15 protein-coding genes are annotated in these 22,225 nt (G+C 71.6%); 10 read left to right on the top strand and 5 right to left on the bottom strand.

Annotated features, from left to right (window positions below; all coding sequences use genetic code 11):
* Positions 1-11 precede the first annotated feature (11 nt).
* From ACIRSS_RS17905 to ACIRSS_RS17895, 3 genes are read left to right on the top strand one after another with little or no spacing between them, the layout of a single operon-like run.
* Complete coding sequence (locus tag ACIRSS_RS17905; protein ID WP_400896089.1) at positions 12-1,808, top strand: protein kinase; 1,797 nt, start codon at positions 12-14, stop codon at positions 1,806-1,808.
* A gap of 5 nt (positions 1,809-1,813) precedes the next feature.
* Positions 1,814-3,694 carry an ATP-binding cassette domain-containing protein gene (locus ACIRSS_RS17900; protein ID WP_400896087.1) on the top strand — a complete coding sequence of 627 codons (1,881 nt, stop codon included), beginning with the start codon at positions 1,814-1,816 and terminating at the stop codon, positions 3,692-3,694.
* Positions 3,695-3,729: 35 nt separating this feature from the next.
* Positions 3,730-4,584: an ion transporter gene (locus ACIRSS_RS17895; protein WP_400896085.1), complete on the top strand. Its 855-nt coding sequence runs from the start codon at positions 3,730-3,732 to the stop codon at positions 4,582-4,584.
* On the opposite strand, the gene ACIRSS_RS17890 is transcribed toward ACIRSS_RS17895, so the two are convergent.
* Positions 4,573-5,262 carry a TioE family transcriptional regulator gene (locus ACIRSS_RS17890; protein WP_400896083.1) on the bottom strand — a complete coding sequence of 230 codons (690 nt, stop codon included), beginning with the start codon at positions 5,260-5,262 and terminating at the stop codon, positions 4,573-4,575. The genes ACIRSS_RS17895 and ACIRSS_RS17890 overlap by 12 nt on opposite strands.
* 29 nt (positions 5,263-5,291) lie before the next feature.
* Between ACIRSS_RS17890 and ACIRSS_RS17885 the strand changes: the two genes are divergently transcribed.
* Complete coding sequence (locus tag ACIRSS_RS17885; RefSeq protein WP_400896081.1) at positions 5,292-6,260, top strand: erythromycin esterase family protein; 969 nt, start codon at positions 5,292-5,294, stop codon at positions 6,258-6,260.
* A gap of 57 nt (positions 6,261-6,317) precedes the next feature.
* Here the strand turns inward: ACIRSS_RS17885 and ACIRSS_RS17880 are convergent, their stop codons facing one another.
* The gene (locus ACIRSS_RS17880) at positions 6,318-8,648 is read right to left on the bottom strand and encodes a chitobiase/beta-hexosaminidase C-terminal domain-containing protein (RefSeq protein WP_400896079.1); all 2,331 of its coding nucleotides are present in this window, start codon (positions 8,646-8,648) and stop codon (positions 6,318-6,320) included.
* A gap of 269 nt (positions 8,649-8,917) precedes the next feature.
* Between ACIRSS_RS17880 and ACIRSS_RS17875 the strand changes: the two genes are divergently transcribed.
* Positions 8,918-10,150: a peptidase S8 gene (locus ACIRSS_RS17875; protein ID WP_400896077.1), complete on the top strand. Its 1,233-nt coding sequence runs from the start codon at positions 8,918-8,920 to the stop codon at positions 10,148-10,150.
* On the opposite strand, the gene ACIRSS_RS17870 is transcribed toward ACIRSS_RS17875, so the two are convergent.
* Positions 10,139-11,278 (bottom strand): DUF2716 domain-containing protein, encoded by a 1,140-nt coding sequence (locus ACIRSS_RS17870; protein WP_400896075.1) that lies wholly within the window; start codon positions 11,276-11,278, stop codon positions 10,139-10,141. The genes ACIRSS_RS17875 and ACIRSS_RS17870 overlap by 12 nt on opposite strands.
* A 77-nt stretch (positions 11,279-11,355) precedes the next feature.
* On the opposite strand from ACIRSS_RS17870, the gene ACIRSS_RS17865 reads away from it, so the two are divergent.
* A complete protein-coding gene (locus tag ACIRSS_RS17865; protein ID WP_400896073.1) occupies positions 11,356-11,976 on the top strand; it encodes a hypothetical protein in 621 nt (206 codons plus the stop codon).
* Here ACIRSS_RS17865 and ACIRSS_RS17860 read toward each other — a convergent pair.
* Entirely contained in the window at positions 11,965-14,778 is a 2,814-nt protein-coding gene (locus ACIRSS_RS17860; protein WP_400896071.1) for an alpha-L-fucosidase, read from the bottom strand. The genes ACIRSS_RS17865 and ACIRSS_RS17860 overlap by 12 nt on opposite strands.
* A 152-nt stretch (positions 14,779-14,930) precedes the next feature.
* Here ACIRSS_RS17860 and ACIRSS_RS17855 point away from each other — a divergent pair, with 152 nt between their 5' ends.
* Complete coding sequence (locus ACIRSS_RS17855) at positions 14,931-15,809, top strand: sigma-70 family RNA polymerase sigma factor (protein WP_400896069.1); 879 nt, start codon at positions 14,931-14,933, stop codon at positions 15,807-15,809.
* Between the two features lie 294 nt (positions 15,810-16,103).
* Here ACIRSS_RS17855 and ACIRSS_RS17850 read toward each other — a convergent pair whose 3' ends face one another.
* The gene (locus tag ACIRSS_RS17850; protein ID WP_400896067.1) at positions 16,104-19,250 is read right to left on the bottom strand and encodes a SpvB/TcaC N-terminal domain-containing protein; all 3,147 of its coding nucleotides are present in this window, start codon (positions 19,248-19,250) and stop codon (positions 16,104-16,106) included.
* A gap of 182 nt (positions 19,251-19,432) precedes the next feature.
* On the opposite strand from ACIRSS_RS17850, the gene ACIRSS_RS17845 reads away from it, so the two are divergent.
* From ACIRSS_RS17845 to ACIRSS_RS17835, 3 genes are read left to right on the top strand one after another with little or no spacing between them, the layout of a single operon-like run.
* On the top strand, positions 19,433-21,055 hold the full coding sequence (locus ACIRSS_RS17845) for a S8 family serine peptidase (RefSeq protein WP_400896065.1): 1,623 nt from the start codon (positions 19,433-19,435) through the stop codon (positions 21,053-21,055).
* The gene (locus ACIRSS_RS17840; protein ID WP_400896063.1) at positions 21,052-21,627 is read left to right on the top strand and encodes an RNA polymerase sigma factor; all 576 of its coding nucleotides are present in this window, start codon (positions 21,052-21,054) and stop codon (positions 21,625-21,627) included. The genes ACIRSS_RS17845 and ACIRSS_RS17840 overlap by 4 nt, the downstream gene beginning before the upstream one ends.
* The gene (locus ACIRSS_RS17835; RefSeq protein WP_400896061.1) at positions 21,624-22,109 is read left to right on the top strand and encodes a hypothetical protein; all 486 of its coding nucleotides are present in this window, start codon (positions 21,624-21,626) and stop codon (positions 22,107-22,109) included. Before ACIRSS_RS17840 ends, ACIRSS_RS17835 begins: the two co-directional genes overlap by 4 nt.
* Positions 22,110-22,225 lie beyond the last annotated feature (116 nt).

Genomic DNA, 22,225 nt, shown 5'->3' with positions numbered 1-22,225 from the left:
AGGTCTTCGACATGGAAAAGGCGTTGGGCAGCCGCTACCGGCTGGGCGACCAGCTGGGCGCGGGTGCGATGGGGCGGGTCTTCGCCGGCTCCGACGAGCAGGGGAAGGCCTATGCCTTCAAGGTGCTGCGGGACGAGCTCGTCGAGGACCCGGAACTGGTGGCGCGGTTCCTGCAGGAACGGTCCATCCTGGTCGGGTTGCGGCACCCGAACCTCGTCGGCGTGCACGACCTGGTCGTCGAGGGCGAGACCGTGGCGATCGTGATGGACCTGGTCGGCGGCGGTGACCTGCGGGCCCGGCTGACCGCGGAGAAATCGTTGTTGCCGGCCGAAGTCGCGCGCATCGGGGCCGGGGTGGCCGCGGCGCTCGCCGCCGTGGACCAGGCCGGCGTCGTGCACCGCGACGTCAAGCCGGAGAACGTCCTGATGGACGGAACCGTGCCGCGCCTGACGGACTTCGGTATCTCCCGCCTCGCGACCGCCACCGACCTGGGCCGCAGGTCGCTCCTGGTCGGGACTCCGCAGTACCTCGCGCCGGAACTGGGCAAGGGCCTGGAAGCGACGCCCGCATCGGACCTGTATTCGCTGGGCATCCTGCTGTACGAACTGTGCTGCGGCGTCACGCCGTTCGCCGGGCAGTCGACGTTCGCCGTGATCCGGCTGCACGAGAGCGCGATGCCGGGACGGCCCGCCGGGGTGCCCGACCAGCTTTGGGACGTGCTCGCCTGGCTGATGGCGAAGCGGCCGGCCGACCGGCCCGACTCGGCCCAGCAGGTCGCGACCATCCTCGACGCGCTGGTGCTGGAGCTGATGAGCCAGCCGCTCGTGCTCCCGCTCACCACTCCGCCGCCCCCGGTGCCGCTCAACGAAACCGGCCTGGGCACGCAGACCGTGTACGGCACCCCGGCGCCACCCCCGCGCCGTCCCGTCGCGACCACTTCGCCGAGCACGCCGACAGGAGCCAATGTGTCCCCACCCAAGCGCCGCCGAAAGGGCCGGGTCGTCCTGACCTTGTTCGTCGTACTGGCTCTGCTGGCCGGTGGCTGGTTCGCCTTCCGGCCGTCGTCGTCGAACGCCGGTCCGGCACCGACGAATGCTGCGCCGACCACCTCCGCACCGGCGAGTGTCGCGCCCGCCGTCGACTCGCCCTCGGTGATAACGACGGCGAAGCCCAGCGTGATGCCCCAGGTCGTGGGCAAGAAGCTCGCCGAGGCCCAGGACGCGCTGCCGGGCATCCAAGTGACCACAGTGGACAAGATCGACGCGACGGCCGACGACGGAACGGTGATCGCGCAGGACCCGGCGGCCGGTGCGGCGATCGGTGACACGGTCAAGCTCACGGTCGCTCGCCAGGCCCAGCTGGTCTACCTCGATTCCGTCCGTCCCGCGTCCGGCGACTGGAACAGCAGCATTCAAAACACCAACATTGCCGGTAAGAACTACCTTCACGCCCTCGGAAGTTCGGTGGAAGTGAGCACCGAAACGCAAGGCATCGAGTACAACATCGCCAAGGGCTTTCGCCGGTTCACCGCCACTGCGGGCATTGACGACAATGCGGGCGACTCGTCGTTGAAGATGCAGCTGGAGATTTTCGCCGACGGTCGCGAGGTGTTCAACAAGCCAGTGCCGTACGGCAGTCCGGTCCCGATCGACCTGGACATCAGCGGGGTCCTCCGGTTGCGGATCCAGTGGGAGGGCGTAACGGGAAATCGGCGGGCTTGCTGCAACGCCAGCTACCTCGTCCTCGGGACCGCGGAGCTGCTGGGCCTCCCCGGCGAGGTGCCGACGTCCCCGACCACGACGAGCTGACCGGCGTGTGGATCGGCAACCGGGTCCGGATCACCATCGGCCGGGCCTCCGACAACGACATCGTGCTCGGCGACCTGCAGGTCTCCCGCCGCCACGCCCGGCTGGAACGCGTCGGCGGGGCGTGGCGGCTGACCGACCTCGGCAGCCGGAACCCGACGCTGGTGAACGGCGTCCCGGTCGCCGGGCGGTCACCGATCGCCGACGGGGACCGGATCACCGTCGGCGCCACCGACCTGCGGGTCGACGGCGACAACCTGGTGGCGACCGGCGGGGAACGCACCCGGCTCGTGGCCGACGACATCGGGTTCGCCGTCGGGGGCCGGTCGCTCCTGTCGGGTGTTTCGCTCGACCTGCGGCCCGGGCAGCTGGTCGCCGTCGTGGGGCCGTCGGGCGCGGGCAAGTCGACGCTGCTCAAGGTCCTTTCGGGCGAGGTCGCGCCGACCAGCGGGCGCATCACCTACGACGGGTACGACATGCACCGGCAGCGGTCGGCGGTCGCGCGCCGCGTCGGCGTCGTGCCGCAGGACGACGTCGTCCACACACGGCTGACCGCGCGCAGCGCGCTGTCCTACGCGGCGAAGCTGCGCTTGCCAGACGACACCGGTGCGGCGGTCCGCCGGCGCCGAGTGGCCGAAACGCTGGCCGAAGTCGAGCTGGCCGAGCACGCGCGCACACCGATCCACCGGCTGTCCGGCGGGCAGCGCAAGCGGGTGTCGATCGCGCTCGAGCTGCTGACGGCACCATCGCTGCTGATGCTGGACGAGCCGACGTCCGGCCTGGACCCGGCGCTCGACAAGCAGATCATGGGCAGGCTGCGGGAACTCGCCGACGCCGGCCGGACCGTCGTGGTCGTCACGCACAACCTCACCTACCTCGAGGGCTGCGACCTCGTGCTGCTGCTCGCACCCGGAGGCGTGCCGGTGTTCAGCGGGCGGCCCGCGGAACTGCGAGCGCGGTTCGGCACCGCCGACTGGGCCGACATCTTCCAGCGGGTGGTTTCGGGGACCGCGCCGCCGCACCAGCCGGCGCCGGTGGGACCGGCACCGTCGTCCGAGCCGGCCGCCGAGCCGCCACCGGTGCACGCGGGCCTCTGGTACCAGGCCGGCACGCTCGCGGCCCGGCACCTGCGGCTCATCTTCGCCGATCCCGGGTACGCCCTGTTCCTGCTGCTCGTCCCCGCCGTCCTGGCCGTGCTCGCGTTGGCGGTACCCGGGCACGAAGGACTCCGGCGGTCGCTGCCGGAACACCCGACCGAAGCAGCGCAGATGCTCGTGCTGATCTTCGTCGGTGCAGCGTTCATGGGCGCGGCGGCGTCGGCGCGGGAAGCCGTCGCCGAGCGGGCGATCTTCCTCCGGGAACGGGCCGTCGGCCTCCGCCCCGGTGCCTACGCGCTGGCGAAGGCCCTGGTCTTCACGCTCGTCGCGGCGGTGCAGTCGGCGGTGCTGGTCGGCGTCGTCACGACGGTCAAACCGGGGCCGGCCGCCGCCGTACTGCTCTCGCGGCCGGTCGCCGAGCTCGCGGTCGCCGTCTGGCTGACCGCGTTGGCGTCCTGTCTGCTCAGCCTGCTCGGTTCGGCTCTGGTGCGATCGCTCGAACAGACGACACCGGTGCTCGTCGTGACGGTGATGGCCCAGCTCGTGCTGTGCGGCGGGATGATCCCGGTTGCCGGGCGGCCGGTGCTGGCTCAGCTGTCTTGGCTCGCTCCCGCCCGATGGGGTTACGCCGCCGGAGCATCCACAGTGGATCTTCCCCAGGCCGGAACACCGGATCGGCTGTGGACCCACGACTGGCCGTGGTGGCTGGGGTCGGCCGGCGCGTTGCTGCTCACGGCGACGGCCTGCACGGCGTTGTTCGCGGTCCGGGGGCGGCGCCTGCGCCGTGGCTGACCGGCTGATCAAGGCGGTGCGTGCCATCATCGGGCATGGCCACCCTTCGCGACACCCGTGAGCCGGAGCTCAACAGCGGGGTTCTGCCCGGGAACGTGCGGGCCGACGACTGGATCATGCTCGTCCTCGCCGCCGGTTCGGTCGGGTTGCTCGGGTTCATGCTGCTGAGCCCGCCCGCTCGGGACGTCGGCCTGGTGATCTTCTACGTCGACTGCGGGATCTGCGGCGTTTTCTTCCTCGAGTTCCTCTGGCGGTGGCGGAAACGGCGGTGGGCCAGGAAGTTCCTCGTGCGCAACTGGTACGAGCTGTTCGCCATGATCCCGTTCGCGCACCCCGTGGTGGCCGCGCACAAGTTCGTCGGGGTCGTGCTGCTGCTGATCCGGATCGGGCGGGCCGCGGACCGGGCCGTCGGGGAGCAGTTCACCTACCGGCTCGTCGACAAGCTGTCCGAGCCGATCGTGAAGGCGATCAAGAAGCCGGTGACCATCGCCGTGCTCGACGAGGTCGTCAAGGTGCTCGAAACCGGGAACTACCCGGAAAACCTCGCCAAGTCCCTCAACGGCAACAAGGACGAGCTGCGAACGATCATCGCCGAGAAGATCGCCGCGGACCCGCAGCTCGGGAAGCTCAAGCGGCTGCCCTTCCACGACGAAATCGTGCGGACCGTCGTCGACACGTCGTTCCGCGTGCTGCTCGAAGTCCTCGTCGACCCGCGGATCGACGACTTCTTCTCCGCCGTCGTGCGCGACAACCGCGAGCAGATCCGGCAGGCCGTCCAGCTCGGGCTCAACGAGGTCGACGACGAGGACAAGGATAAGTCCCTGCGCGTGCGGACCCAGCACTCGGCCGCCCTCGAGTACGACCGGCTGCACCCGAAGTCACGGCCGTGACCGCAGGTACGCGCTGAGCAGGCCCGCCGCGTCGAGCATGGCCACGCCCCGCGTGGTGAGCTTTTCCTGCCAGGTTTCGAGCGTGTCCACCAGGGACTCCGTGCCGCCGGCGGTGCGGACCTGCTCGACCACCGTGGCGATGTGCTCCAGCGGGTAGCCGCCGCGACGCAGCAGGTGGGTCAGTTCCGCGTCCCGGACGTCGGCGGCGGTGAAGACGCGGTAGCCGGTCGCGGGGTTGCGGCGCGGCACCAGGATGCCGGCCCGCTCCCACGCCCGGATCGTCGCCGCCGTGACGTCGAGGCGGTGGGCCAGCTCGCCGATCGACCAGCCGGTCGCGGCCGGCTCGGGGGCCGCGCCGGTGGTCAGGTGGCCGATGGCCTTCCGCACGGTGTTGAGGGTTTCGCGGTCGCGGAGCAGCTGCTCGTGCCCGCGGTCGACGAGCGTCAGCGCGCGACCGAGGTCGTCGTCGTGGACCGCGTTCATGATCCCGCCGGCGGTCGCGTGGCCGTAGGCCGGGACGAGTGCCAGGAACGCACGCAGGGCGGATGCGTGGACCTGCGTGTAGATCCGGTACCCGCTGGCCGTGCGGGACGCCGGCGGGAGGAAGCCGTCCTGCTCGTAGTTGCGCACCGCCTGCGTGGAGATGCCGTGCTCGCGGGCGAGGTCAGCGGGTCTCAACGGAGTGTTCAAGGATACGATTCAACCACATGGACCTCACGGACTTCACCGCCGAACTGCTCGCGTTCGGCGAGCCGACGCACTTCGAACCGGCCTTCGCGCGGACCCGCAACGAACTGTTCGCCCGGCTCGCCGAGCACGGCTTCCGGGCGATCGCGCTGGAGACCGACCGCGTCGCCGCGCTCGACGGCGGGTTCTCGCACGGCTTCGGCGAACTGGCCGCCAACCGGCAGCTGCTCGACTGGCTGCGCGAGTACAACGAGACCGCCGGCGAACCGCTGGCCTTCCACGGCTTCGACGCCCCGACGGAGATGTTCAGCGCGCCCAGCCCGCGCGCCTACCTCGAACACGCCCGCGACTTCCTGGGCCTCGACGTCGACATCGCGGCCCTGACCGGGGACGACGAACGGTGGAGCCGGTCCGAGGCGATCCTCGACCCGGCGGCGTCGCCCGGCGCATCACCCGAGGCCCGCGAGCTGCGGGTCATCGCGGACGACCTGCTCATGGCGCTCGACGCCCGCGTCGAGACCGCGGAGTCGAACCGCGCGCGGATCCACGCGATGGCCGGGCTCGATCTGCTGCGCTACCACGCGGCTTCGGCGCAACCCGGCGATCGGGACACGAGGATCGCCCGCCTCGCGGGCGCCCGCGCGGTCATCATGGCCCGGAACCTCCTCGACATCCACGGTTCGCAACCCGGCCGGACCCTGGTGTTCGCGCACAACGCCCACCTCGGGTCCGGCGCCGGGGCGCTCGTCGCGGCTCGGCTCGGCGACCGGTACGCCTTCGTCGCCGGCAGCCTCGGCCACAGCGAAGCCCTCGGCCTGGGCGAGCCGGCCTCGGACACCTACGAAGGCCGCCTGCAGCGCGAAACGAGGACCTGGAAGCTGACCACGGAAATTCCGGCCGGTCGCACGCGCGAAGACGCCGACTACCGGTACGCACCGCTCACCCGGGAGCTGCTCGAGAACGCCGACGCGATCCTGCACGTCGCTTGAAAACAGCGAGGCCCCGCACCGGGTCGGGTCCGGTGCGGGGCTCGCCGTTCACCCGGGTTACGGGTAGTTCACCACGTTGACCGGCACGGTGCCCGAAGGCGTGACACCGCCCGTGTCGTTGATGACGTGGGTGATCGTGCCGCGGTAGTTGAGCGACACCGTCAGCAGGCTGTGGAACCGGACGCCGCTGTTGTTCGGCACCTCGAACGCGTGGTAGCTGGACACCGCCGGGTTCGTGTCGAAGAAGCAGTAGCTCCCGAGGCCCCACGCTTCATGCGAGGTCACGTTGGCGCCGACCTTGTAGGCGGCGTACCCCGCGACCCCGGAGGGCGCGTTCCACGACGCCTGGTCCGGCACGTCGTACGGCATCTCGTTCTGGAAGAAGATCGTCTTCCCGCCCTGGCCGTTCCAGATCACCTGGTACTTCTGGTAGTGCTCGACGAACAGGCCGGTGGCCAGCACGTTCGCGCCGTTCACCAGGAGCCCGGTGTCGGCCGTGTTCGTGGTCCAGCCGACGGTGCCGCCGTTGCCGTGGTCGGCCCGCCACGCCCAGATGTGGTCGATGATCGTGTTGGCGCTGTTGACGACCAGGCTGTTCGTCGCCTTGCCGGCGATCGAGCCGCCGATCCGGAAGAAGACGTCCTGGACCGTCGTCGGGTTCGAGGAGTGCGACGCCGACGAGCCGGACTGGCCGACCGTGAGCAGCGCCTGCGAGTTCGTCGTGCCCGCGTCGAAGAGCAGGCCCTTGAGCCGCACGCCGTCCACATCGGACACCTGCATCGCGTTGACGCCGTTGTCGGGCACCAGCGTCGGGTAGCCGATGCCGAGGATCGTCGTGTTCGCGCGGGTCACGTTGAGCGTCTGGTTGAGGTGGTAGATGCCCGGCGTGAAGAACAGGTCGCAGCCCGCGGCGAGCGCGTTGTTGATCGACGCGGCCGTGTCACCGGCCTTGACGACGTAGAACTGGCTCATCGGCGCCGACGTGCCGGGGGTGCTGCCGTTCGCCCAGCTCGGGCCGGACGCGTTGGTGCGCAGCGAAGGCAGGAACACGCGGTACTTGCCGGTGCCGTCGACGTAGAGGTAAGGCACGTCGCGCGAGACCGGGGTCGTCGCGAGCGTCGTCTCCGGCGGGTTCGGGAACGTGTTCGCCGGCGCGCCGCTGGTGCCGGAGAAGACCATGTTCCAGACGCCGCCGTTCCAGCTGCCGAGCTGCGAGTCGCGGGTGTACCACTGCTGCTGCGACACCGACGCGGCCTGGCCGGCCACCTTCGTGTCGGCGATGTAGCCGCCGCTGGCGTAGCCGTAGCTCGCCGGGTACAGCTGCAGCCCGCCGCGGACGTCCATCCGGCGGAACGGCGCGGCCTGCGCGACCGCCCAGCGCTCGTTGCCGCCGGAGGGGTTGACCGCCATGTTCTCCGCCGAGCGCCAGAAGTTCTGCAGCGCGACGCCGTTGTCGGAGGCGTTGAAGGCGTCGACCGTGACGTCGCCGTTGATCAGCACGTCACCGGGGTTCTGCCCGAGGCCCGCGACCGAGGTGTAGAAGCCGACGTTGTCGTGCACGTTGTTGTACGTGCCCGGCTTGAACAGGTGGGCGACGCGCCGGTCCGCGAACTGCGCGGTGAGCGTGTCCTTCTGGTTGTTGAAGTCGGTGTCGAGCTGCGCCTGGATCGTCGCCGCCGACATGCTCGGGTCGAAGATCCGCACGTTCGAGCCGAAGTTCGGGGTGTCGGACTGCGTCGGGCAGCCGGCCTGGGTGCCGATCGTGTAGGTCGCGCTCGACACCGCGGAGTCCGTCGAACCGGACTTGAGCGCGATCGCGTTGACCGTGCGGGAGTTCGGGACGCTGATCGGTCCACTGTAGAGCGTCGAGGACGCGGTGGGCGTCGAGCCGTCCACTGTGTACCGGATGGTCGCGCCGGAGGTGGCGCTGCTGATCGTCACCGTCTGGGCGGACGAGTACGTACCGCCGGGCGGGCTGAACGTCGGCGCCGCGACCGTCGTCGTGCCACCGCCGCCGACGGTGTAGCTGAAGTGCGGGGTGTCGTACTGCGGGCCGCTCTTCTCGTAGGTGAACCAGTAGTCGAGGACGTTGCCGCTGCTCAGGCCGCCGACGGTGGTCCGCCAGGTGCCGGAGCCGTTGGTCATCCGGACGTTCTGCTGGCCGAGGCCCGGGACGCCGGTGTAGTGGACGTCCACGTACAGCGCGGGGGTGGTCGGGGTGAAGTTGATCTGCACCTGCGTCGAGCTCAGCTGGCTGACGCTCTGGGTGTAGTCGTCGGCCGCGAGCGCGGCGGGCGCGCTCAGCCCGGCGCCGAGCAGCAGGGCCGCCGCGGTGAGGGCGACGGCGCCGCGCCGGCGCCGTCGAAGCTTGTCCAAGGTCCGGTTCACGCCGTGACACCTCCGCCGTTGGGGATCCACGAGGCTATTTGTTGCCAGTCGCAACAAAGTAGCTCCCGGTCAGCGGTGCTTCGATCACGTTTGGATAACACTTGTCTGGACCAATGCGCAAATGGGTGAAGTGGTTTGTCGCTCTTCGTCAGGTTCCCGCCACGGTGGGCGAATGACTGAACCGAGAAACCTTCTTCTGTCGGGTGAAATCGATCTAGTGACATGCGACGATCCGCTGCCTCACCTCGTCCCCTACCGAGGAGTAGGCCATGGCACCTCCACGGCTGTTCCGGTCCCTCGTCGTCCTCTCCCTGATCGCGGCCCCGCTCACGGTGGCCACGACCTCGACCGCCGAAGCCGCGCCGATGCGTAGTGGCGGCGTCGTGAACTTCGGCTGCGCCACTTCCGGCAAGCTGCACTGCCTCGGCAAGGCGATCCGGTCGCCGAACGGCAACGGCCCGCTGGTCGTCTCGACCCCGGTCGGCTACGGGCCGGCCGAGATCCAGGCCGCCTACAACCTCGGCGGGCTGCACGCCAACGGCCGCACAGTGGCCATTGTGGACGCTCAGGACGCGCCGACCGCGGAGGCCGACCTGGCCAAGTTCCGGTCCGCGCGCGGACTTTCGCCGTGCACCACGGCCAACGGCTGCTTCAAGAAGGTCAACCAGAACGGCGCCGCGAGCCCGCTCCCGGCGCCCGACTACGGCTGGGCCGAGGAGATCAGCCTCGACCTCGACGCGGTGTCGGCGACCTGCCCCGACTGCCACATCCTGTTGGTGGAAGCCAACACGCCGGACACCGACCCGCTGATGACGGCGGTCGACACGGCCGCGGCGACGCCGGGCGTGGTGGCCATCTCCAACAGCTACGGCGGCACCGAGGACTCCACGATCCTGGCCGCGGACGCCCACCTGAACCACCCGGGCATCGCCGTGACGGCGTCCTCGGGCGACTCGGGCTACGGCGTGAGCTGGCCGGCGTCCTCGCCGTACGTCACGGCCGTCGGCGGCACGACGCTCAAGAAGTCGACGAGCACCGCGCGCGGCTGGACCGAGACGGCGTGGAGCGGCAGCGGGTCCGGGTGTTCCACGCTGGAGGCGAAGCCGTCGTGGCAGCACGACACCGGGTGCGCCAAGCGGACGGTCGCGGACGTCTCGGCGGTCGCGGACCCGGCCACCGGGCTCGGCGTCTACGACACGTACAACAGCTGCGGCAGCTCGTCGTGGTGCGACTTCCTGCTGTCGCTGGGCTTCGCGCAGGGCGCGGACGGCTGGGTGCAGGTCGGCGGCACGAGCCTGTCGTCGCCGGTGATCGCGAGCGTGTACGCGCTGGCGGGCAACTCGGTGACGTCCGGGTCGTACCCGTACGCGCACACCAGCGGCCTGTACGACGTGACGTCCGGCTCGAACGGCAGCTGCGGCGGGACGTACCTCTGCACGGCGGGCGCCGGGTACGACGGACCCACCGGGCTGGGCACGCCGAACGGCACCTCAGGGTTCTGAGCGCCGGATCGGTGCGCCGAGCGCGGCGGTCAGCTCCGCGTCGATCCGCGTGAGCAGGTCGCCGAAGACGCAGACCGTCTCCTCCCACGGGTGCCCGAACGTGCCGAGGCGGAGGTCTGGCGTCAGGTGGATGTGGTAGTCCCCGTCCGGGAAGACGAAGCCGGGCCAGCGCGGTCCGGCACCGTCGACCCGGGCGGGGTCGAAGCGGTAGCCGGCGTGGTGCCAGTCGAGCCAGTACAGCTCCTCGCCGTCCACAACGGACTCGCGAAGTCCCTTGTGGACGATGTCCGGGAGGGCGTCGAGCCGCGCGTCGTCGAGGTCGCCGACGTGCCAGGTCGCCGAGTGCGCCGGTTCGGTGATGCCGGGGAAGTCCCGCATGTCGGGCCGGAAGGCGAACTCCTCGGAGAAGCGCGCCCAGATCTCGTCGTGCTCCGGCTCGGCGAACAGCCGGCGGACCGGGCGGGTGCGCGCGGGCTCGCCGGGTGACGGCAGGTGGTACCGGGTGACCGTGGTGACCTCGCGCAGCCCGGCGGCTTTGAACGCTTCACGCAGGGGACCACCTGCCTCGGCACGCAGGAACCGCACCTCGGGCCGGCCCCAGTCGTGGTCGACGAGCGCGGCGGCGAAGCCGGGGTCGGTCACGCCGCCGACGACCATGGCGTCGCCGATCTCCTCCAGCCAGGCGGCCCGGTCGCCGTCGAGGCAGACCTCGGACGACCGGTCCAGGTGGGCCGCGTCGGCGAGGAACTCGGCGTACGGCCGGCGGTGCGGTCCGGTCTCCGCGGCCAGCTCGGCGACCCGCTGGTGCGAGGCCCAGTCGGGCCCGATCCGGGGGAGCGGGGTGGTGTCCGTCCCGATCGGACAGACGAGCACCGAGCGAGCCGGCTCGGCGCCGAAGCCGGCGGCGAGCAGGGCCTCGGCGAGGCGGGCGTCGCCGTACACCGGCCACACGACCGGCTCGTTCCGGCGCGCGAAGGCCTCGACCTGGCGGGCGACCAGCGCGTCGAGGCCGCCCTCGGGCAGCGGCCCGTGGCTCACCTCGCCGTGCGTGCCGTAGTGGGTCCGGACGACGGGGCCGTCCCGCTCGACCACCGCGCCCACCGGCGGGAGCTGCACGACGTTGTTCACGAGTCCGATCTTCCACGGACGGGTGACGTTCGCGCAGCGCATTTTCGCGGGTCGCGGGGCGGGGTAAGGATGACTGCATGCTCGACACCGAAGTCCTCTCGCAGGCACCTTCGAGGGCACTCGACGTGGTCACGCCGCTCGGGGACGTGCGGTTCGCCGTCCGCGTCGCCGGCTGGGACGTGCCCGCGAGACCCGAGCTCACCTGGGGCGTCGGGGCCGGGGCGCGGCTGTGCCGGTGGCGGCACCAGGCCGTCCGGCTCGACGTCCTCTCCGGGACCACCGCTTCGGGGGAGCCCGGGGTGACCCGCGAAACCACGATCTTCCGGGTGCTGGCCCGGGAGGACGTCAGCGAGTTCGTCGTCCAGGCCGAGCTGGCCGGCGCGCCCGGGGACGTCCGCGGTGGGGAAAGCGCCTTCACCGCCGAGACCGCCGAGGCCGCGGTGAGCGTCGGCGGCCCCGGCGTCGAAGAGCTGCGCCACTGTTCCCGCGCCGGGCAGCACGTGCCGCCGTACTGGTCGAAGCAGCTGGCCGACGCCGTCGAGCTCGACGGTGCCCGGCTCACCTGGCAGCTGCCCGGCGTCAAGCGCGGGGACTACGCCGAGCTGTGGGTGTCGGTGGCCTGGAGCGCCGGGGACGGCGACCCGGGCCGGACGATCGACATCGACCCGGCCCGGGTGCTGCGTGAGCTAACCCAGTGAAATCCGGTCCAGATCCGGCGCCCCGCTCCCGTCGTTGCCGATCCGGATCGCGTGGGCGCCCGCGGTCAGCGTCACCGGGACCGAAGTGGTGTACGGCGTGCTGTTGCCGGCGCCGCTGACCTTGACCTCCACCGGCGCGCCGCCGTCGACCGAGACGAAGTACGACCGGTCGCCGTTGACGGTGAAGTCGAGGTACAGCGTGTACTGACCGGCCGCGGGCACCGTGACGTCCGGGAACGTCACGGCCGCGCCCGCGCTGCCGCCGATGTTGCGCACCTTCTGCCCGCCCGAGCACGCCGAGCAGCTCGTGACGCCGGCGTCGCCGATGTCGTTGGCCGAGTCCTCCGCCTCGCGCATGAACACGCGGTCCGCCGGACGCTGCTTCACCTGCACCGGCTTGCTGACCGACTTCGCGCGCCCGAGCGTCGTGAAGGACGCCGTCACCGGGATGGTGACGTCCTGGGCGGCCGTGGCGGTCACCGTCCACGACCCACTGAGGACCTGACCGAGCCGCAGGTTCGCCGCGGTCACGGGGGCGCCTTGGAGCGTCCAGCCCGCCGGGACGACCGGGGCCAGCGAGACCTGGTCGATCGGGTCGTCGACGTCCAGGCGCAGGGAAGCGGTGATCTTCAGGGACTGCTGCCCGGGCGAAACCCATTGCACGCCGGCGGGCTGGACGGTGAGCGTCGTCTTCGGGGTGTAGGACTCGGGTGGCAGCGGCGCCACCGCGATCCGGTCGAGCGCGGCCGTGCCGGACACCTTGACCGTGTTGGCCCCGGCGGTGAACGGCACCGCGATCGCCCCGGGAGCGTTGACGGTGATCGGCGCGGCGCCGTTCACGCTCACCGACAGCGTCCCGGGTCCGGCCGTGTCCAGCTGCAGCCGGGACGGACCCGTGGCCTGGACGTTCCGGAAGACGACGGCGCCGCGGTCGAGGCCGCTGACCGCGGCCGTGCCCGAGCACGCCTCGCACCACACCGGGGACGCCTTGCCCTCGAAGCCGTTGCGGGGTGATTCGGCCTCCAGCGGCATTTCGCCGTGGGGATCGGGGTAGCCGTAGGCGACGTCGATCTCGTCGAGCGCGAGCTGGTGGAAGAACGGCTTGGCCTGCGGGCCGGACCACGTGTTCAGCACCTCGAGCTTGAGGTAGCGCGCGTGCACCTCGCCGACGTCGACGAACTGGACGCCGCGGGTGCTCGGCAGGGCGCCGGTGCGCACCGGCGTGCCCCAGTTATTCCCGTCGTCGCTGGCGTAGACGCGGTAGTCCTTGATCCGCGCGGAATCCTCGGCGCGGCCGAAGGACTCGCGTGCGGTCGTCGGTGACGACTCGCGCTCGTGCACCGCGAGGTAGGCCGTCGATCGCTTCTTGCCGAGGTCCAGCGTCACCGACACCGGCTGCTGCCCGCCGGCGTCCCAGTAGTTCAGGTAGCTGCCGTCGGTGAGGTTCGACGCGGGGTGCCCGGGAGCCGACGCCGACGCGGTCGCCTTGATCGTGCTCTTGTCGTAGAAGTACTGCTGCCCGGCGGTGTCCACTTCGAACACCGTGTCGTAGGTGTCCCAGTCCGTGATGTCCAGAATGGACAGATAACCGCCGGACTGGGCGAACCGCATCGGCTTGCCGGTGCGCACATCGGACACCCGTGTGACGCGGTAACCGTTGTCGCGCAAGCGGACCAGGTTCGTCGACGGCCGCGTGACGACGTGCACGTACTGCGTCTTGGCGCCCGGCTTCACGGTGATGACGCCGTGCGCGCCGTCGTTCCAGAAGCCCGGTTGCATCCCGCCGTACATGTACCCGCCGCCTTCGGTGCCCGCCAGCGTCTTCTTGATCGGCTGGGTCCAGGACGCCATGAAGTTGTTGAACGCCTCCTGCTGCGGCGGGAACTTCCCGTTCAGCATGGCGGTTTCGGCCATCAGCGACTTGATCGACGAGCCCGCGTTCGTGATGTAGCGGCCGGTGGAGAGCCGGACGTCGACGGCCTGGTCGCCGCCGCTGTACCACCAGTCGCCGTTGGTCGGCAGCTTGTAGTCGGCCTCGGTGAGCCGCGGCATCGGCGTGTAGATCGCCTGCGGGTAGTCGTAGGACGGGGTCATGCCGGTCTTCTGCTCGTTGCTGACCGTGTCCATGATCGGCGTGTCCTCGTTGTTGTTGCTCAGCAACCAGGACGGCCGCTTCTCGCGGATGTGCTCGTAGAGCCCGTGCTGCTCCCAGTACTCGTTGTCGTTGTCGATCCAGAAGCCGGCGAGGTCGGAGTAGCGGTCCATGACCTCGTCGAACAGGTCGTAGCTGTACTCGCCGAAGCCCGGGCGCGTGGTGAGGTCGACGGGGTGGCCCTTGTACGCCGAGTAGGCGGCGGAGTCGAGGGACTTGTGGCCGGTTTCGTTGTGCCACTGGGGATCGTCGGTCATGTAGAGCATGACTCGGACGCCCTTGGCCTTGCCGGCCGCGATCAGCTCGCCGAGGAAGTCGCGCTGCGTCGAGCAGCTGCCGGGGATCTTCGACGGCCACGGCCGCGCGTAGCCCAGCCGGCTGTGGAAGGTGGTGAGGACGACGTAGGACGCGCCCAGCTTCGTGGCTTCGTCGATCCAGTAGTCCGGCGTCCAGCCGCCGGCGGTGACGTCGTGCTCCCAGGCGGCGCAGTCGGTGTGCCGCGGCGCGGTGAACATGCCCCAGTGCAGGAACAGGCCGGCCGTCGACGCCCGCAGCCAGTCCTGGCGCGGGTTGTACAGCTCGGCGTGCGCGGGGGTGACCAGGGTCGCCAGCAGCACGATGACCGCGGCGAGGCAGGCTCGGACTCTCATGGGCCGCTCCTTCGTCGGAGAGGTCCGATGATTGTGCGGTGATATATCGTACGTCAAGGGAAGATGCCGCTGAGCGGGATACAGTCGTCAGACCTGTCACATCGGTGGCGCGGGATACGTCAAGGTGGGGACGACCGCGAAAGGACCGACCCGTGAACGACGACCTCCTGGCCCGCAGCTTCGAGACCCACCGGAGCCACCTGCGCTCCGTCGCCTACCGGATGCTGGGCTCGCTGACCGAGGCCGAGGACGCCGTGCAGGAGTCGTGGCTGCGGCTGAGCCGGAGCGACTCGGCCGCCGTCGAGAACCTCGGCGGCTGGCTGACGACGGTCGTCGGGCGCGTCTGCCTCGACATGCTGCGCTCGCGCAAGGCCCGGCGCGAGGAGCCGTGGGACGTCCTGGTGCCCGACCCGATCATCAGCCGCGAGGACGCCGGGCCCGAGCACGAGGCGTTGATGGCGGACTCGGTCGGCCTCGCGCTGCTCGTCGTGCTGGACACGCTCACCCCGGGCGAGCGGCTGGCGTTCGTGCTGCGGGACATGTTCGCGATGCCGTTCGAGGAGATCGCCCCGATCGTCGGCCGGTCCGAGGCGGCGACCCGCCAGCTGGCGAGCCGCGCCCGTCGGCGCGTCCAGGGTGCTCCGGTGGCGCCGGACCCGGACCTGTCCCGGCAGCGCGAAGTCGTCGACGCCTTCCTGGCGGCCGCCCGCGGCGGCGACTTCGACGCGCTGGTGTCGGTCCTCGACCCGGAGGTCGTGCTGCGCGCCGACCGCGGTGCGGCCGGCGACTCGGTGGAGGTCCGCGGCCCGGCGGCGGTGGCGAACCAGGCGCTGACGTTCTCCCGCCTCGGCGCGGGCGGCGGCACGGTCCGCCGGGCGCTGGTCAACGGCGCGGCGGGCGTGGTCGGCATACGCGAGGGGCGGCCGTTCTCGGTGCTGGGCTTCACGGTGGCCGGCGGCCGGATCGTGGAGATCGACATCCTCGCCGACCCGGCACGCCTCGAGCGGCTCGACCTGGCCGTGCTGGACTGACCGGAATTCGCTGGAGGGGAACCGGACCCGTGGCTAGCGTGGTCGCGTCCACGACGTCCGAGCGGATGGAGGTCCTGCCATGTACCGCGACCACGACACCGAGCCGTCCTTTTGAGCCGACGAGCAAGCGCCGCCGGGGGTTCCCTCTAGCGAGACCCGCGTCAAACGCGGCGACCGCACGGTCGGCGAAGACACCGAACTCGTCGAGAAGCTCGGTGGCAACGACCCGTGTCCCTGCGGTTCCGGGCGGAGGTTTTCGCCGGTGCTGCCGCAGCGGCGGCCGGTACGACGGCGTCAACGGCCACTACTACCGGCGCGACTGACCGCGCCGTGCTCGTCGGTGACCAAGGCGACTTCGTCGCGCTCGTCGAAGTGCAGGTACTCGCGGCGGCCGTCCGCGTGGCGGCGGACCGTGCCCGCCACCACGACCACCAAGTCGCCGTCCTCGATCGCGTACAGGTCGTCCGGGGTCAGCACCTCGTGGATGTGCGTGCCGTTCGTGATCAGCGTGCGGACCCGGCGGCCCGTGTGGTCGTAGCCGTACAGCGCGTTGACGCCGTCGTCGCCGTGGACCCCGCGCAGCCGGTCGAACGCGTCCCGGATCTCGCTGCCCGGCCGCGGTTCCGCCGGCGTCCCGGGGGCGATCGACCGCAGCAGGCCGTCCGGGCCCCGGACGACGTGCTCCGGCGTGAAGTGCTCGCTGACGCCGTTCGCGTAGTGCACCGCCGTCCGGCGGCCGCGCAGGTCGTACTGGACCGCGTCGACGAACCCCGGCACGCTCACCAGTCGTCCGACCTCGTCGTACTGGTGGCGGACGGTCAGCCGGCCGTCGCCCGCGTCCGGGTAGACCACTTCGGACAGCCGCCCGTCCGCCCGGCGGGTGACGTCCAGCCGGTACTCGACGGCGATGTGCGCCGGCCGCCAGCGCCGCTCGGCCGGGTGGCCGAGCGGGTCGTAGCCGAACAGCGTCACGCCGGATTCGTCGGCGACGCGCACGAGCCGCCCGCAGCTGTGCGGCCCCGCTTCGAGCGGCACCGGGAGCCCGCCGTCGTGGTAGGTGAACGTCGTGACCGGGGTGCCGCCCGGGTCGTCGACCAGCACCGCGACCACGCGGTCGGCCGCGTCGTGCACGCGGTACACCGTGTGCCCGCTCGCGGTCCGCGTCTCGACCGCGTTGCCGGCGGCGTCCCTCGCGTGCACGACGCCGTCCGCGCCGCGCAGCTCCCGGCCCAGCAGGTCCCGCACGACCGTCGACGGTGTGTCCGATGTGGACGTCCCCAGTGGACGGCCCAGCGCGTCGTAGCGGAACTCCTCGAAGGTCTCCGGCCGATCGCCGGCGCGGAACGCCCGGCTCGTCCGGCACAGCAGGCCGCGCGCGCAGTACTCGTGCTGCTCGTCGACGACGTCGCCGAGCAGCTCGGCGTGCCGGCGCTGCACCAGCCGGCCCGCGCCGTCCCGCAGCTCCGACGTCACGAGCACCTCGGCCTCGCCGGACACCGCACGCTGCTCGGTCGTCACCCGGGCCCCGTCGTAGCGGTACCGGACGGTCGGCAGGTCCGCCGAGTCACCCGGCCGCACCACGGTTTCCGGGCGCCCCAGCGGATCGTGCGTCACCGCGGTCACCGCCCCCGCCGGATCGGTCACCTCGCGCACGCGCGCCACGCGGACGTCGTACCGGGTCGCCGTCACGTTCCCGAGCGGGTCCGAGAACACCTCGGGGAAGCACCGGTCGGCCGAGTACCGCACCTCGTGGGTGTGGCCGTGCGGCCCGGTCGTCGTGGTGCGCAGGCCGGCGACGGTGTCGAGCCGCCCGTGGAACGTCGTCACCCACCAGCCGTCCTCGCCGGGACGGCGGTGGTAGCCGTGGTGCCGGAAGTCGGGCACGACCGGGCCGTAGACGCCGGCGACGAGCGCGTCGGTGAGCGCCAGCTCCTCCCGCGCGGTGAGCAGGCCGTGGGACCCGGCGGTGCCGTCGGGCCGCTCGTCGTACCGGAACACCGTGTCCGACACGACTTTCCCGCTCCCGTCCACCGTCCGGACGCGCGCGGGCAGGGAGCTGAACCGGCGCTCGGGCGCGGTCGCGTACGTCGTGCGGGTATCGCTTATGACCGGCTCGCGGCCCGGACGCTTGACGGTCCGCACCTCCCGGACCGGGTTGCCGACGGGGTCGAAGTCCGTCTCCGTCGTGGTCACCGAGACCGGCCGCTCGTGCCGCTCGAAGTCGGCCGCCACGGAGCGAGTCCACTTCGGACGGCGAGCGTGCTCCACCCGGAGGTACGGCCGGTCCTCCAGCGCGGACCCGTCGAGGCCGTAGACCTCCTCCTTGTCGAGGAGGCCGCCGTCGCCGAACCAGCGCACGGTCCGCAGCGTGGGCGCGTACTCGTCGCCGAGCTCGTCCTGGACGACGCGGCCGAAGCCGGGGAACCGGCCGTTGTGGTAGGCGAACTCCGTCACGCCGGTCTGCCCGGTGACCGCCTCGTGCCGCGTGACGCGCCGGACCACCGGGACCGTCTCGACGGTCGCGTACTCGACCGAGGTGAGCAGCCCGAGGCCGTTGTCGATCTCGCTGAGCCGCCCGGTGCGCGGGAGGTCGGCGGGGTCGAGGGAGTAGGACGGCACGGAGTCGTCGAGCAGCAGCACCCCGCCACTCCCACCGCCGGCCCGCGCCGGAGCGGCGACGTGGATCCGCCGCGGCGCCGGCGGTTCCGCGCGGGCGTAGGCCAGCCGCAGCACCGGCGCCGCCACCTCGGCGCCGTGCGCGTCGAACCCGGTGAGCGCGACCGACGTCAGCAGCGAAGACCCGGTGACGTCGTCCTCGTCGTAGCCGAAGTGCCACCGGCGGACGAGCGGCCGCGCGTCGGCCGGCACCCGCAGGTCGACGCGGGAACAGCGCAACGCCGTCGTGACAAGCGTGCCGCTGCGGCCCCAGCGCAGCACGTCCGGCCGCTCCTCGTAGGTGAAGTCGACTTCGTACGGGCCGTAGGAGACGCGCGCGAGGTACGCCTGCCCGCTGTGGTGCGCCCAGCTGAAGTCCACGGCGTTCCCGAACGCGTCCTCGGTCCGTTCGAGGTACCAGGCCGTGCCGGCGGACCGGCCGCCGTCGGTCGTGCCGAGCAGGTGCCGGACCCCCGACCGGGTGGTGAGCACGAAGCCGTCGCCGCGGCGGACGAGCTTGCCCTCGGCGCCGGAGCCCGCCCGGCCGTCGGTCAGCCGGACGTGCGGCAGCGGCAGCGCGAACCCGCCGCCGAAGACGCCGTTCGGCGCGCCGGTCGTGTAGCGCAGCGCCAGCGCGGGCGCGACGCCGCCGGGACCCGGCGGCAGGTCGAGCGGTACGGCGAAGCAGCCGCCGCCGGTGGCCGGGTCCGCGGTGAAGGGGCCACCCAGCCCCCGGGTCGGCGCGGGCCGTTCCGCCTCCTGCGCGCTCGACCGGAGCACAACCATGCTGATCTCCCCGAATGCATTCGTGACTTCCGGGGGCCAAGTGGGTGAGCAGGGCCCGTCAGATACGTCTTCACCCGTTTGCCGTCGTCGTTACCCATTCGTGATGTTGGTGTCGTATCCCAGTGGCGGCCCACGGGTCTTTCCCGGGTGCCATCAGTGATCAATGGCGGAGGGTGGACCCGATGGTCGTCAAGTTCGTGCGGGACGAGACCGCGGAAGCAGCGGCGGAGGACGCGAGCACGCTCAACGAGCTCCCGACCCCGCCCAGGCAGTTGCTCGACCGGCACGGCGCCCGGGTGCTCGACCCGGCCACGGCGGTCGTCGCCGCCGGGCAGCCGGTCCCGCGCACGACCGTGTACCGGCCGGGCACCTTCCTGCTCCCCAACCGGTACCTGCGCGACCAGGAGACCCTGGCCGCGATCAACCGGGTGCTCGCCCGCATCGGCGTCTACGCCGTCCCCGCCGACCAGGGCGGCGACTCGAAGGGCTACGCCCGCGCCCGGCAGCTGGACGACCTGCCCGCCCGCGCGCTGCTGAACGTCCGCGAGGACTCCGACCCCGTCGTCGTCGACTGCTGGAAGGCGCTGCAGCTGCTGCGCTCGGCCGCGTCGGGCGAGAAGCCCGAGATCGACCCGGAGATCGTCGCGAAGGTGTCGGTCGAGCACCTGCTGTTCACCTCGCCGGTGTTCGGCGGGGTGCCGTGGGAGACCAGCGGTCTCGGCGGCACGCCGTGGGAGACCAGCGGGTTCGGCCCGGGCAGCTCGTACGGGCGCACCCACGGCGTCAACCGGATCCCGGTGACGCTGGCCGCGGACCCGCCCTACCGCAGCGAGAAGCCCGCGCACCGGCGGCCGGTCATCGCCGTGCTCGACACCGGCATCGGCCCGCACCGCTGGTTCGGGCTGGGCGACCGCAGCGGCCCGCCGCCCGCCGGCAGCGGCCTCGCCGTCGCCCCGGACATCCAGGCGGCGATCCTGCAGGCCGAGCTCGCGTCGAGCACCCTGCCGACGCAGCTGCTCGCGGACTACTGGGACGCGCCGACGACCGGCCAGCCGCTGATCGGCGACATCGACACCGACACCGGGCACGGCCTGTTCATCGCCGGCATCATCCGGCAGGCCTGCCCCGAAGCCGACACCCTCGCGATCCGCGTCGTGCACAGCGACGGCGTCGCGTACGAGGCCGACGTGCTGCTGGCGCTGCACCTGCTGGCCGACCGCGTCCGGAACGCGCAGGCGAACCACCGGCCCGAGGACATGGTCGACATCGTGTCGATTTCGATGGGCTACTACGTCGAAGACCCGGCGGACGTCGTGTTCACCGGCCTCTTCGGCGCGGCGATCGCCGACCTGCTCTCCCTGGGCGTGCTGGTGGTCGCGGCCGCGGGCAACGACGCCACCACCCGCCGCTTCTACCCGGCGGCGTTCGCCGACCAGCCGCTCGGCAGCGGCTGCGGCCCGCAGGTGATCAGCGTCGGGGCGCTCAACCCGGACGTCGGCACCAGCCGGGCGCTGTTCTCGAACGAAGGCCCGTGGGTGCGCTGCTGGGCGACGGGCGCCGGCGTCGTCAGCACGTACCCGGACGACGTCCGCGGCAGCGCGGCCGCCGACCACGAGCTGCCCGGCCGCGGTTCCTTCGACCCGGACGACTACAGCGCCGGCTTCGCGGTCTGGGACGGGACGTCGTTCGCGGCGCCGCTCGCCGCCGCCGAGATCGCGAAGGCCCTGTTCCACTCGGGCGACCTGGCCACGGTCGACCGCGACACCGTCGTCAAGCGCGCTTGGACCGCGCTGGGCTCGCTGTGAACGTGGCCAAGACCGATCACAGCCGGGTAGCGGCCCTGTTCGACGCCGCGCGGTCGGGCGACCGCGCGGCGCTGGACGAACTGGTTTCCCTGCTCACGCCGCTGCTCTGGCAGGTCGCGCGCGATCAGGGGCTGGACGCCGATCAGGCCGGCGACGTCGTGCAGACGACGTGGCTGCGCCTGCTCGGCTCGTTCGCGGAGATCCGCTCGCCGGTCGCGCTGACCGGCTGGCTGATCACCGTGACCAAACGGGAGGCCTGGCGGGCTGGGGAAAAACGCCAGGTCGAACGGCCGTTGCCGGAGCTTCCGGAACGGCTGACCGAAGCGTCACCGGCACCCGAGGAGGGGGTGCTGCGCGACGACCAGCGCGCGCGATTGTGGCGCGCGGTCGACGCATTGCCCGAACGCTGCCGCAGCCTGCTGCGGATCGTGGCGTTCGTGCACCGGCCGGACTACGCCGAAGTGGGCGCCCGGCTGGGAATGCCGAGGGGGAGTATCGGCCCGACCAGGGGACGTTGCCTCGCGCGCCTGCGCGAGCAGCTACTCGCCAACGGCGAAGGAGATTGGCTGTGACCACCGTCGAACCACCCGGCGCGAACGAGCCCTTGGACGAGCTCGACTTCCGGCTGCTGACCGGATTGCGCGAGCTGTGGGAAGACGCCGACCCGATGCCCGCCACGCTGGTGGACCAGATCCGGTTCGCGATCCAGCTGGAGGACGTCGACCTCGAAGTGATGCGGATCCGGGAACAGGAGGGATTGGCGGTCGCGCGAAGCGCCGCGGAGCAGGGCCGGCTGATCACGTTCGACAGCGAGAGCTTGACGATCATGGTGAACGTGAGCCCCGAGCCCGGGGGGACGATCCGGCTGGACGGCTGGCTGACCCCGCCGGCGGAGCACCCGATCGAGGTGCGCACGGCGGGCGGCCCGCTGACGACCACATCGGACGCCGAAGGGCGGTTCGCGGTGAGCGGCGTGCCGCACGGGATGGTCCAGGTGCTGGTGCGGACCCTGGGGCGGTCGAGGACGGTGAGCACGCCGGCCGTCGAGCTGTAGGGCGGAAGCGGCCCGGTTGCCGCGCCCACAAGTGAAAATCTGTCCACCCGGCGAAAACCCCCGGACCGCCACGGCCCGGAGGTACGATCCGGGACGTCCTTCTCGGCCGAGGGGGA

It is taken from the genome of Amycolatopsis sp. NPDC101161, from assembly GCF_044768185.1.
Lineage (GTDB): Bacteria > Actinomycetota > Actinomycetes > Mycobacteriales > Pseudonocardiaceae > Amycolatopsis.
The sequence above is the reverse complement of the archived record's forward strand: the minus strand, read 5'-3'. Positions and strand labels throughout refer to the sequence as shown.